Origin of the sequence: Bacillus thermotolerans (assembly GCF_000812025.2) — a bacterium.
GTDB classification, from domain to species: Bacteria; Bacillota; Bacilli; order Bacillales; family Domibacillaceae; genus Quasibacillus; species Quasibacillus thermotolerans.
Genome location: NZ_JWJE02000010.1, coordinates 25,954 through 38,987, shown reverse-complemented (window position 1 = coordinate 38,987; position 13,034 = coordinate 25,954). Strand labels below are relative to the sequence as shown.

The window sequence follows — 13,034 nt, the reverse complement described above, 5'->3', positions numbered from 1 at the left end:
CGTCTCAGATAAACAAAGATTCAAGGTCTGTATTGTTTGTTTAACGAATAATTATGTTTTAAACCAACTTATGAAGCAGGAGGAAGAGATGAAAAAGAAGAAATGGCGAGCAGAGAAAGATGGAGGGGGCTTTGGCGTGTTAAAGCTGGGAGAAAAGTCCGAACAGCTTCCAGACAAGGCATTTATTTCTCTTACGAGAGGAGAAGGTTTAAATATTTTTCAGCTGGTTGTCAATCAGGCATTAACTCTGCTAGTGATGCAGCAAATGAAAAAGAGCACGGGCCTTCTTTACGCTGAATTGCATGGGGAATTAAAGGATAGAAGGGGAAATGGACAGACGATGACCGTGTGGGACGGAAAGAGGATGGGGCAATTTCGAAATCATCATTCTCATGGGTTTGCCATGAAGTTTTTTACATGGGTTATTCATCGAAAGAATACGAAAACTTATTATCTTACTTATTCAGCTGATGGAAGCATTCCCTCTCTTCTGGAGGCTAGAGATATTTTAAAAGCACACGGCAAATTCTATGATGGAGGAAAGCTGGCAAGAAGAGCTAGTCCGCCTAAAATCCAAGCTGATTAACTGCAATCAATGACTGAAGCCAGAAAGAGACCGCTTGATAGAAAAGAAGTCTTCTTTGACATTACTTCTTTTTTATGCAGATTTATATGGGCTCAGGGTGCATGGGTATGCATTTGATGCTTCAAGACTTTTATGATGATTTTGGTTTACTAAACAACAACAGGAAATTTAATGATAAGATACACTTGATAACATTCTAGTCTGCCCATGTGCTAGATAAAAAGGAAGGCAGAGATAATGAGAAGAAAAAATTACGGCGACTTTCAATTTAGGGTTCAAAAAAAGATATTTCCCAAGATCATCGGCTTCCTGCTTCCGTATGCTGCGCTTTTTTTGTATTTCTTCGAAGACAACGTGTGGGAAATTTTCAATCCCTTCGATCTCTTTAATTACATATTTATTGGAGCGGGTGTTATCTTTGCCCGGAAAATCTTCTTAAACCGCTTGTTTATAGACATGTATGAAAAAGGCATGATCTTTAAAATAGGCAAAGAGACGGGGGCTGTCTATTATGAAGAGATCGATTTGATCTCTTATGGTATTGATAGATGGAGAACGCTGGAAGGCGGTTCTCATTCGAAAGCTTATTTGTCTTTTGAAAATAGTAAAAGAGGCTGGTCTAAAAGGCTTTACGTAGATGACTTGCCAAGGGGGAAGGAAAGAATAAGGTTTTTAGCATTTATATTGAAAAGAAATCCAACGATTACATGTGACGAAGATGTGGCAAGAATGTGTGAAAAAAGGTATCTAAACGGGGAAATAGTAGAGATAGTATTCCTGATTGCTCTTGCTATGGCAGCTACCGGATTTCCGCTGTATGGAGTTTTAAAATAATTGAATGTTTCATTGTCGGGCGCTTTCATTGACAGGCAGCCAAAAGTCTTATCTCAGGTAATAAGCATATTAACGAGGAGTCAATCGAGAAGACTCCTCATGAAGAAAAGAGAAAAATCTGCTAGGCGGTTGTTATACTCAGTGAGGCTTTTTGTGCTTTAGCACTTGTATATACATACTTTTTGTAGACATATGGAGAGGTCATGGCAGAAAGCATCGCTCCGTAATCAACGGAGAATTTCACTTCATCGCCTGGCCTTAAAGGTACTTTCTTTGTATCCAGAATAATATGGTCGCTGCTTGAGCCAAGAATTTCAAAGGGTTTAGGCGGTGTCAAACCTGAAACTAATACATCCTGCCGGCCTACCCCGAGGATAGCTCTTCGTATCTCTCCCCGGTCTTTAAAGGATAGTGTTTCGCCAAAGGCATTTCTGCCCCGGCTTCCGGCCGGGACGGAAGGTTTTACTTTTGACTCAACTACTTCGGCCACAAAGCAAAAAGCGTCAGGATATAAATTTGGAATAAGTGTCCCTCCAACCGTTTCTCTGCCTAAGAAAATGGACTCTCCAAGCCGGATGTTGTTGACGAGGCCTGTGTCTTGCGTATGCATCATCCAGTTGTAATTTGCGGAATTGCCGCCCGATACGTAAGGCAGAAGCAGAGAGAATTGGCTTTGTATGCTTTTGACAAAGGAGGAAAAAGTGCGCATCTTCTGCTCGGTCGGGATGACTCCGCCGAAGCAGGCGAAGTTCGTACCGATCCCGGCGATACGGATATTAGGCAGCTTAGCTGTCTCTTCGATAAATGCAGGCATATCCTTCAATAGAATGCCTTCTCTTAAATCACCCATTTCTGCCATTAAAATAATCTGATGTGTCTTTCGTTGTTTAACAGCTTCTGCGGATAGTGCTCGCACAACGTCCAGCTCTGTGTTCATGCTAATATCTGCAAAACGTACGACCTCTTCGATTTCACTGAGTGCCGGTGTACGCAGCAGCATAAGGATGGCGTTCAGATTTGATTGCTTCAGTTTTTTAATATTGGCTATCTTTGAGTCAGCCAGGCTTTTAATCCCGCTTTCGACCAGTGCTTCAGCGATCTTAAGACTAGCCCCGACACCTTTTACTACTCCGGTGATTTGAATACCCTTCTTCCCATACAGGTCCTTCAGCGTTTTAGCATTGTGTCTGATTTTATCAAGATTAATTTCAATCCTTGGCGTGACAGTTCTCATGACAAGACCGCCTCTTGCTTGCCTTTTAAGGAAGGGAAGAAGTCAATGATGGCATCGACGACTTTATCACAGCCTAGTTTCAGCACGTCGGTAACGGGCAGCTGATATATCTGTTCATACTCAGCAATGGTGCTGAAGATTTCCTCATCCGTCATATTTTCATGGTTCAGGGTAATAGCAATTACTTCTGTTTGACCATAGTGTTCAATAAGGTTGATTTCGCTTTGGATATCTGGCATATCAGCGAATGGAAAATCGCCTAGTACTTTTCGTTTTGGCGGATGCTGCAGGATAACTGCTTGCGGCTTCGCGCCTTTGAGAATGCCACATGAGCTGGCATAAGCCGGGTGGCTTAATGCTCCTTGCCCTTCTACGATAATAATATCGGGCTGTTCGATTTCGTTAGCCCGCAAGATTTCACTTTCTAATTCACCAATTAAGTATTGAAGAGGAAAAGCGTCCATGGCGAACCCATAGGCAGCGCCTTGAAGAAGGCCGGTTTGGCCGGTTGCAATAAAAGCGGTTTTGTATCCTCGCTTCTTCAATGCTTTTTCTACCTCTACTGCTGTCGTCCGCTTGCCGCAAGCTCCATCCGTGCCAAGTACGGTAATAACCGGGGTAGCCAAGTCTAATATTTTCCCTGAGAACAGCTTCCACTCTTTTTTCGGCTTTGGCTTGCGGATGTCCCGGATGTAGACACCGTAACGGCCAGCTATCGTTACCATCTCTTTGTCATCAGTGAGGAATTCCTGAAGCGGGTTGATGATGTTCATCCCCGCCTTCATCGCTTCAATAATGACTTGTCTTTCGCTTTCTTTTAAAAAAGCATCAGCTGGAGCGATGCCGAGGATAAAATCTTCTGGGCGTTGATCAGAGCAGCTGATGGCTTCGGCGAGTGTTCCGCAGATGGGGATGCCGTTTTTTCTGTTGTCGAGATGTTCTCCCGCATCCTGTCCGCTCTTTGTACTGTCGATAACAGCAGTGATCACATAGTTCCCCGGTTCGCGCACTAAACCATTAGCGGTTTTCCCATCCATAGATCCAAATTGATGTTCACAATAAATGATCGCTTGCTTCTTCACGATTGTTTCTCCTCCATTTTCTGTGAATTCAATTGAACTACAAAAAAGAACACCTTAAGCACTTCTGAAAGGAATGTTGCAATCCCCAACTGAAGAAAAAGATGTTCGGTCAAACAGCGTGTGTGGTCTTTTTCAATCTTTATGTAAGGAAACCTTACGTCAATAATAATTATAAGATTTTTACAATTAAAAAGGAAGTCTTTTGCTCACATCACATTTTGTATGGAGGAAGATCTATTTAATAGGAAGATAACCGGCCGTATCAACAGTCAAAACTTTATTGCAGCCAAATTCTTATTTTGATATACATTATAGAACCATTGTGTTAACCTATCTTTGATTTATTATAATAGCTTAAAAAAATGGAAAGAACTATTAAAACAGACGGTACATATAAAAAACTCATATTGTCATATAGATAGGGTGTGTAAGAAAAATGGAAACAATTACGGTGGAGGATATAGTCCGTCGATTTTCACTAGAAATATTAGCCGGGAAGGAACATCTGCGCCGGACAGTGGAGAAGGCCGGTTTACACCATCCGGGGCTGGAGTTTATCAATCATTTTGATTTTCTCCCAGCAGGGCATATACAAGTGCTTGGAAAGAATGAAGGAGCGTATTTGCAAAGGCTGGATGGAGAAGAACGCAGGCTAAGAATTGAGAATGTGTTGACATACAACCCGCCTTGTGTGATTGTGACTGATAATCAGGAAGGGCTGGTGTACCTTACAGAAATTTGTGAGACAAAGGGCATCCCGCTGCTTCGTACATCTAAGTCTACCTATGAGCTCATGGGAAAACTAGATGCTTATTTGGTAAAGCAGCTGGCTCCGGAGATGGCCGTTCATGGTGTTTGTGTCAACGTATCGGGGATCGGCATTTTGCTGCGAGGAAAATCCGGCGTCGGAAAGAGCGAGACGGCTCATACGCTCCTTGGACGCGGACATCGCCTGATTGCTGATGACATCGTTGTTTTGAAAAAGCTCAGTCCTCAAACGCTTCTCGGCACGCATAATGAGACGAACAAGGAATTTCTTGCTTTGCGCAGTGTAGGTCTTTTAAATGTTGTGCGTTTATACGGCAGGAAGGCATTTCAGGAGGAAACCCGCATTACATTGGATATCGAGCTTACAAAATGGAAGGACAATATGTTAAATAATGAGCTGGAGATAGAAACGAAGCACAAGGAGTATATGGGTGTTCGGATTCCGCACATGCAAATTCAGCTTCAGCCGGGCCGTGATGTAGCGGGGCTAATTGAAGCTGCTGCGAATAACTGGTATCTTCAACAGCAAGGCTACAATGCAGCGGAAGAATTTATGAAGCGCGTGAAGTCCGATTTATCCAGCCATAATGAATAAGAAGCAGCCGACAAACCGGCTGCTTCTTTCCTTATCTATAGTTCAGAAAAGCATTTTAATCAGTCCGCCGAGCTTTCTTAAACGAGTGGTAGTGTAATCACCTATTTTTGGGAAGGTTTCTTTTATAGAAAGGATCGGTTTAGATTCAGGCTTTTTTAAATCTTTTCTTCGATAAGCCATCTCACACATGACCATTTGGCTGTTAACTTCTTTCTCGCCATCTGCTCTTTGAACATAGTGATACGTTCCGGACGAATCCTGCTCGCGCGCCTTTGTATTATCCGCTAATATAATCTCCATCCACTCATGAATTCGTTCCTTTAAGTGAGGCTTCAAAATAGGGAACAGGATTTCTACGCGGTTCTCCATGTTTCTCGTCATCATATCTGCAGAAGACAAGTACAGTTTTTCTTCTCCATTATGATTAAAAAAGAAGATTCGTGTATGCTCCAGGAAGGTGCCGACGATGCTCCGGACTCTTATGTTTTCGCTGATTCCTTCGACGCCTGGCCGCAGACAGCAGGTGCCGCGTACAACTAAATCTACCTTTACGCCCGCGATGGATGCTTCATACAGCTTCTTAATCAGATTCTTATCGGAAAGAGAGTTCATCTTTGCTGCAATATAGCCATTGCCATGCTGTTTGTGAAATTTGATTTCCTGGTCAATTAATTCAATGAACTTGTCTCGAATGCCAAAAGGGGAGACGATCAGGTGGTGATATTGCGGCCTCGCGGTGTACCCGCTCAAATAATTAAAGAAATTGGTTGCGTCGATTCCAATTTCCTCATCTGTTGTAATCAAGCCCATATCTGTATAGATGCGGGCAGTGGAATCATTGTAGTTGCCTGTCCCTAAGTGGACAAACCTTTCGATTCCATTTTTCGTGCGTCGCACAACGAGTGTAATCTTGCTATGGGTTTTTAAGTAGGTCATTCCGTAAATAACGTGGCAGCCGGCTTTTTCAAGCTCTTTCGCCCAATGCACGTTATTCTGCTCGTCAAAGCGGGCTTTCAATTCAACAAGAACGGTTACTTGTTTTCCATTTTCAGCCGCCCGCTGGAGACTTTTAATAATAGGAGAATTTCCGCTCACCCTGTACAGCGTTTGTTTAATCGCTAATACGTCTGGATCATCTGCTGCTTGTGAGATAAACTCCACAACTGGCTCAAAGGACTCATAAGGATGATGAAATAAAATGTCTTGCTTTCTCGCGGCAGCAAACACATCTTTTTCTCCTCCTAAATCTTGAGGCGGCTGGGGAATAAAGCTCTTCCCGGCTAGATGATCATGAGTCGACTGAACAATGCCGTAAAAAGAAAATAAAAATGTTAAATCGAGAGGCATTTCTGTGAAATAGACGTCTTTTTCATGGATTTCCAGCTCTTCGATCAAATGATTAACAACACCCATCTCAAAGGATCCGCACTGAACTTCCAAGCGAACGGCCGCTCCCCACTTGCGCTTCTTTAATTCTTCCTCAATTTCCTCTAATAGGTCTTCTGCTTCATCTTCATGGATCGTTAGGTCGGCATTACGCGTAATTCGAAAAGGAGTAATTGATTGAATACTAAACCCTTTGAATAAGGTATGAATGAAGTGGGCGATCACTTGCTCTAATAATACAAACGTTCTTTTTCCGTCTTTTGACGGGAGTTCAATAAGCCTGTCTAGCACAGATGGGACTTGCACGATCGCTAGTTTGTTTTGTGATTCATTCTCTTGGTTGTTGTCTAGTTGGTTTTTAATAATCACTGCTAAGTTTAATGATTTATTTAAAAGCATAGGAAACGGCCTATATGCATCAATGGCCATTGGAGTAAGAACAGGGAAGATTTTTTCCTTAAAGTATTCCTCTAGAAAAGATACATGAGCTGGCTCTACTTCTGATACAGGAATCATATGAATTCCTTCTTTTTTCAGAAGAGGAGCCAGCTCATGTAAAAAGATCTGCTGCTGCTCTTCTACCAGCTTATGCGTACGTTCAGAAATAAGGGCCAGCTGCTCAGACGGCATTAATTGTGTTTTTGTATCAGGCCGCTTAAGACCAGCTCTTACTTGTTCGATTAAACCGGCTACACGCACCATAAAAAACTCGTCCAAATTCGAGCTGAAGATCGCTAAAAATTTATATTTTTCCAGAAGGGAGTTTCTATCATCCCGAGCTTCTTCCAGTACCCTTTTATTAAAATCTAACCAGCTTAATTCCCGGTTATTATAAAAGCAGGGATTTTCCAAATCGGGTGCGGGGTCTAAAGTTGGTTCCATATACCTGCATCTCCTTTACATGTCTTACTTTTTGATTACTTCAAAGGTATCAATTTAATGTTAAGTCAATGTAAAGACCTGATTAATATATTGTAAATTTCGACAATTTTAGGCATTCTCTGTCGAAATATGGGTATATGTTTTAGTTATACTAATTTGAACTTAGGGACAATGTTTACTTTTAACAGCTTCTCTAAGTGCTTTTTTTCCTTAAGAAAATGATACTCTTCCGCTGGACATGGGTGTTTACAAGTAATATATACGATCCAATCGTCTTTATTTGGAGACACATGAATGTCTAATACACCGTTTTTCCCAGATACATTCAGCTTGTATGCGAGCTTAATGACAGCTCCCATGATGCAGAGCGTTTTTTGTTCTGCCTTGGAGAACCAGTTTTTAAAAGGAAGGATATATTGACGAAAAGCGCTCTTTCCCTTGTAGGAAGCAATTAATGCTAATTGAATACGGTCCCGGTGGGAGAGCCTGGCAATATTCCGGTTAGACAGTAAATAAAAAGCAGTTCGGCTTGATTCTTCATTTATTCTTTTGCCTAGGAAGAAAGTTTCTGTTCCATGTGTTAGTAATCTCAAGTCATTTTCACGTTTATTCACTTCTTCTGCATGCTCCCTTACTTGCTTAAAGAGAGAAACGGCCAGTTTAATTTCCTGAGTCTTTGCATGCATCGGCAAGTGGAGCTCTTTTAACAGTTCTTGAATGCCATCATCTGCCGAATCGTCTGTTTTCTGATCCGGTCGGTTCAAGCTTTCATAAATGATGCCGTCTCTCAGACCTTGGCTGCTGAAAACGAGCTTCGTGGCCGAGACGACTTCAAATAAAACACTAAATACTTCTAAGGCAGGCAGAATGGTATCCGTCCGGTCTTTTGACAGTCCTTCGACTTTTTGGAGGTCATCGTAAGACAGAGGCTGTAAGCTCTTTTTAACGGCTTGGACATCTGCAGCGCTCATTTCATATTGGTGGATGCCTGCAAGCGGGTAGTCTATGAGGTTGTGATGAATTTGAGCGATATTCCGCGCACTTCCTCCCAAAGCAACGATAGGCAGCTCTTTATCAGTAATCCAGGACAGGGAGGTCAGCTGTGACCGTATAAAGCTGCGAATGTTCTCCTTTTCCTGCTCAGTAGGAAGGCAGCCTTTCACAAAGTTGAGCTTCAGAGACAAAGACCCAAACGAAAAGCTATGATAATGTATTAGTTCTTGATTGCGAAAGTAGGTCACTTCCGTACTGCCGCCGCCCATATCAATTGTGACCCCTTCATTAATATAGGTAGAGTGGACGCTTCCTAAAAATCCATAATAGGCTTCCTCACGATCAGATAATAGCTGAGTGATGAAACCGGTCTTCTCTTTTATGATTTGCAGAATGTCCTTTTTATTAGCTGCTTGCCGGATCGCCGCCGTAGCGGTACAAATCACCTCTGGGACTCTGTATTGCTGAATAACTGTTTGGAACAGCTGAAGAGCCCGGATGATTGTTTCTATTCCTTCTTTATTTAATGATTGACTGTCGTCAAAATACTCTCGTAAACGTGCCGGTATTTTGATGTTTTCTACTTCTTCATAGCGGCTCTCGGAATGCTCATAGATGACGAGCCGGATCGTGTTGGAACCTATATCTATCACTCCGGTTTGCTGTTTCAATGACTTACTCATCCTTTCTGTTTATTTTTCTTGGTTTACGAAAAACGGTCATTCATCAGTATATAGCATGAAGAGAAAAAGGGAAAATAAGCTTCCCCTCAATCCGCATGTTGCATACTTTCTTAACGCCCTTTAAACCGAACACTTGTGTGGTTTAACAGGAAGTGAAATAATAAATTACTAGCAGCAGAACATTCATTTATCTTTGGAGGTCGGCAAATGATTACAAATGCAGGTACAGTAGCCGTATATGTAGAAGATCAGCAAAAAGCAAAGGAATTCTGGACAGATAAAGCCGGTTTTGAAGTAGCAGCTGAACGTCCGATGGAACCCAATACCTTTTGGCTGGAAGTAGCCCCTAAGGATGCCCAAACACGTCTAGTCCTTTATCCAAAGGCGATGATGCCAAACGCAGAAAATATGAAAGCTTCTATTGTTTTTGAGTGTGACGATATCTTACGGACATATGAAGAAATGAAGGCAAAGGGTGTCCAGTTTAAAGAGGAACCACAGCAGATGCAATGAGGCACGTTCGTGACATTTTATGATGAGGACGGAAATGAATTTTTATTAAAAGGTTATAAACAAATGGACCTAAACACAGCTGACCGGAAAAACCTTATTTTGTTTCTAAAGCAAAATAAGGTTTTTTAGTGTTTGTTCTGATGTAGGCAGGTAAAGGTTATGTTAGAGCACCCTTAGTATGTTATGATCAGAAAAATTAAGGACTGGCCAAATGAAGGAGAGAATGGAATGAGATGGACAGCGACTAATCCAGCAACAAATACAGTAATTGGTGAGGCGGAAGAAACATTGCCGGAAGCAGTTGAGGGTATGTATACAGTGGCTAGGCGGTCGTTTGGGGTGTGGGCCGGATTACCCCTTTCCGAACGGATTCGCTATTTACGTAAACTGCGGTTAACGCTGGTAGAGGAAATGAACAAGATAGTGGAAGTGATTAAAGTATCGACTGGAAAAACAGCGGTAGAAGCTTTAACAACTGAAGTGATGACTGTCATCGATTCTATTTCCCACATTGAACAAAGAGCTCCTCTTGCTTTGCGGACAAAAAAGGTGAAGACGCCTATTACGCTAATGGGAAAGTCCTCCTATATTGAGTACAAGCCGAGAGGAACGGTATTGATCATTTCACCGTGGAATTTTCCATTCCAGCTCTCTATGATTCCCGTCGTGGAAGCACTTGTCGGCGGAAATACGGTCATATTAAAGCCGTCTGAAGTCACACCAATGATCGGGGTCCTTATTGAGCAGCTATTTGAGCAAGCGGGCTTTCCTGAAGGAGTCGTGCAGGTGGCTCATGGCGGAAAAGATACGGGGGCAGCCCTGATTGAAGGTCAGCCGGATTATATTCACTTTACCGGATCCGTACCGACGGGGAAAATCATTCAGACAGAGGCAGCCAAGCGGTTGATTCCAACCACTCTTGAACTGGGCGGGAAGGATCCGATGATTGTCTTTGCTGATGCTAATATTGAGCGTGCCGTTCAGGGGGCGCTTTGGGGAGCTTTTAATAACAGCGGCCAGGTGTGCATGTCCGTTGAGCGGTTATATGTGGAAAAAAGTATCTATGCAGAGTTCATGGATCGTTTAGTACAAGAGGCAGGCCGTTTAAAGCAAGGGACGAGCTTTGAGGATGATATTGGTTCAATGACATTTTCTAAGCAAGTAAGGGTTGTGAAGGAACAAGTAGAAGACGCTTTAAACAAAGGGGCGGTTTTAGCAGCAGGCAAGCACCCGGATAAATGGGAGGAGGGGCACATGTTCATTCAGCCCCTGATCATAACGAATGTAGATCACCGTATGAAGATCATGCGGGAGGAAACATTTGGACCCGTGCTGCCCATTATGGCGTTCGAAACGGAAGAGGAGGCTCTTGCTTTAGCCAATGATTCTCGTTTTGGATTGAATGCCAGTGTCTGGACATCTGATATCGAACGAGGCAAGCAGGCTGTATCCAGGCTGGTCACAGGCAATGCGGTGATCAACGATGTCATCATTACTGTAGCGAACCCCTATCTTCCATATGGAGGAGTGAAAGAAGGTGGCATCGGTGCTTACCATGGAGATGTTGGCATGCAGAGCTTCTGTATACAAACTTCCGTCATGGTGGACAAGGGAACGAAGCTGAGTGAGGTGAACTGGTTCCCGTATGAAGGAAAATATGAGGCATTTGCCGAGTTGATCCGCTCATTTTGGGGCAGAAAGCGGAGCTGGCGCTCGTTTCTCCGGGCGTATCGGAGGATAACAGCGAAGAAGTGAGGCCTTGCGTTTAGTAGATAAAAAGGAGTGAATAGACATGACACAATCATTGGAGCGAGCAACCTTTGCTGGCGGCTGCTTTTGGTGTATGGTATCCCCCTTCGATGAACAGCCAGGCATCAAGAAGGTTCTATCCGGTTACACAGGGGGAGCGACAGAGCACCCAACATATGAAGAGGTGCATAGCGGCGAGACAGGCCATTATGAAGCTGTACAAATCACCTTTGACCCCACTGTTATATCTTATGAAAGCCTGCTCAGCCGCTTTTGGCAGCAAATTGATCCGACAGATGAAGGAGGGCAGTTTAGCGATCGGGGGCTTCCTTACCGGACTGCTATCTTTTATCACACAGAGAAGCAGCGGAAAGCAGCAGAGGCTTCAAAGGCCGAAATAGAAGCAAGCGGAAGGTTTCATCAGCCGGTTGCTACGCGTGTTCTTCCTGCATCTCCCTTCTATCCCGCGGAGGAGAAGCATCAAGGCTATTACAAAAAGAATCCTTTCCATTACAATCTGTACAAAGAGAGCTCAGGACGAGCGAAGTTTATACGTGAAAATTGGAAGAAGCAAAAGAGCCGGGAGCAGCTGAAGGAGGAGCTTACTCCTCTTCAATACGCCGTTACAAAAGAGAATGCAACGGAGCCGGCATTCGAGAATGAGTACTGGGACTGCGAAGAAGAAGGCATCTATGTAGACATCATCTCAGGAGAACCGCTGTTCAGCTCGACAGACAAATACGATGCCGGCTGCGGGTGGCCAAGCTTTACGAAGCCGCTAAACCGCATGGAGCTTGAAGAGAGATTCGATACTTCCCATGGCTTACGTCGAATTGAAGTTCGGACAAAAACGTCTGACTCTCATCTAGGGCACGTCTTTGATGATGGGCCGGGACCTGACCGTGCTCGCTACTGCATTAACTCAGCCTCTCTCCGGTTTGTGCCAAAAGATAAACTCGAGGAGGAAGGATACGGTGAATTTAAAAGCCTGTTCCAAAGAAGCATATGACGGGCAGTGTGAGCGATAGAGCGGGTCCATCAGCACTGCTGCTTTGATTTTTGCTGATTTACGCCCGGTTGTCAGGGGATTATAATGAGGAAAAACGATTGAGGGATATATATGAGCGAGAAAGAGTATGATCGTGTGCTTCACATTCATACAAGTGATCATTGGAATGTTTTGTATCAATCCATCCATTACAATCCATATGAAGCTACACCTTACGCGGCATTGAACGAGCTTTTCGAAGAGTACGAGGTAGCCAAGACAGATGGCGTGGTGGATTTCGGCTGCGGGAAAGGCCGGCTGCTGTTTTACATTCACCACCGTTTTCAAATAAGGGTGACCGGCGTAGAAGTAAACAGGCAGCTGTATGAGGAGGCAATGAATAATCGAGAAGCTTACATGAGGAAGAAGAAGCGAACAGACGGAGTGATGCGCTTTGAGTGCTGTCCGGCAGAGCAGTATGAAGTGAAGAAGGAAGATAACCGGTTTTATTTCTTTAATCCTTTTTCCATTCATATTTTTATGAAAGTGGTAGACAACATCCTGCGCTCTGTAGAAGAGGAGAGAAGGTCAGTTGATCTCATTCTGTATTATCCAACAGTAGAATACATTCAGTTCTTAGAGAGGCAGACGCCGTTTGAACTGTTTAAAGAAGTGACAGTGCCGGGATGGTATGAGAGAGATGATAACGAGCGGTTTTTAATTTTTCGTTACGAGCATTAA

11 protein-coding genes are annotated in these 13,034 nt (G+C 43.4%); 7 read left to right on the top strand and 4 right to left on the bottom strand.

The features are described 5' to 3' along the window. Positions 1-88: 88 nt before the first annotated feature. Complete coding sequence (locus QY97_RS06215) at positions 89-586, top strand: hypothetical protein (RefSeq protein ID WP_039238599.1); 498 nt, start codon at positions 89-91, stop codon at positions 584-586. Positions 587-823: 237 nt separating this feature from the next. Beyond that, a complete protein-coding gene (locus tag QY97_RS06210; protein ID WP_039238596.1) occupies positions 824-1,420 on the top strand; it encodes a hypothetical protein in 597 nt (198 codons plus the stop codon). A gap of 121 nt (positions 1,421-1,541) precedes the next feature. On the opposite strand, the gene QY97_RS06205 is transcribed toward QY97_RS06210, so the two are convergent. Then, positions 1,542-2,654 carry an alanine/ornithine racemase family PLP-dependent enzyme gene (locus QY97_RS06205; protein WP_039238594.1) on the bottom strand — a complete coding sequence of 371 codons (1,113 nt, stop codon included), beginning with the start codon at positions 2,652-2,654 and terminating at the stop codon, positions 1,542-1,544. Next, complete coding sequence (locus QY97_RS06200; RefSeq protein WP_039238593.1) at positions 2,651-3,736, bottom strand: DUF1611 domain-containing protein; 1,086 nt, start codon at positions 3,734-3,736, stop codon at positions 2,651-2,653. The genes QY97_RS06205 and QY97_RS06200 overlap by 4 nt, the downstream gene beginning before the upstream one ends. A gap of 436 nt (positions 3,737-4,172) precedes the next feature. Between QY97_RS06200 and hprK the strand changes: the two genes are divergently transcribed. Beyond that, complete coding sequence (gene hprK / locus QY97_RS06195) at positions 4,173-5,099, top strand: HPr(Ser) kinase/phosphatase (RefSeq protein WP_039238592.1); 927 nt, start codon at positions 4,173-4,175, stop codon at positions 5,097-5,099. Positions 5,100-5,141: 42 nt separating this feature from the next. Here hprK and QY97_RS06190 read toward each other — a convergent pair whose 3' ends face one another. Both QY97_RS06190 and QY97_RS06185 read right to left on the bottom strand, forming a co-directional pair. Further along, complete coding sequence (locus QY97_RS06190; protein ID WP_083965803.1) at positions 5,142-7,367, bottom strand: RNA degradosome polyphosphate kinase; 2,226 nt, start codon at positions 7,365-7,367, stop codon at positions 5,142-5,144. Positions 7,368-7,513: 146 nt separating this feature from the next. After that, positions 7,514-9,031 carry a Ppx/GppA family phosphatase gene (locus tag QY97_RS06185; protein WP_052728934.1) on the bottom strand — a complete coding sequence of 506 codons (1,518 nt, stop codon included), beginning with the start codon at positions 9,029-9,031 and terminating at the stop codon, positions 7,514-7,516. 219 nt (positions 9,032-9,250) lie between these two features. Between QY97_RS06185 and QY97_RS06180 the strand changes: the two genes are divergently transcribed. The 4 genes from QY97_RS06180 to QY97_RS06165 all read left to right on the top strand — a co-directional run bounded on the left by QY97_RS06180 (position 9,251) and on the right by QY97_RS06165 (position 13,034). Next, on the top strand, positions 9,251-9,556 hold the full coding sequence (locus QY97_RS06180; protein WP_046128428.1) for a VOC family protein: 306 nt from the start codon (positions 9,251-9,253) through the stop codon (positions 9,554-9,556). A gap of 228 nt (positions 9,557-9,784) precedes the next feature. Further along, a complete protein-coding gene (locus tag QY97_RS06175) occupies positions 9,785-11,311 on the top strand; it encodes an aldehyde dehydrogenase family protein (RefSeq protein ID WP_039238590.1) in 1,527 nt (508 codons plus the stop codon). 37 nt (positions 11,312-11,348) lie between these two features. Continuing rightward, positions 11,349-12,314 carry a peptide-methionine (R)-S-oxide reductase MsrB gene (gene msrB / locus QY97_RS06170; protein ID WP_039238589.1) on the top strand — a complete coding sequence of 322 codons (966 nt, stop codon included), beginning with the start codon at positions 11,349-11,351 and terminating at the stop codon, positions 12,312-12,314. A 111-nt stretch (positions 12,315-12,425) separates the two neighbouring features. Then, positions 12,426-13,034, top strand: coding sequence for a class I SAM-dependent methyltransferase (locus QY97_RS06165; protein ID WP_039238588.1), 609 nt, complete (start codon positions 12,426-12,428; stop codon positions 13,032-13,034).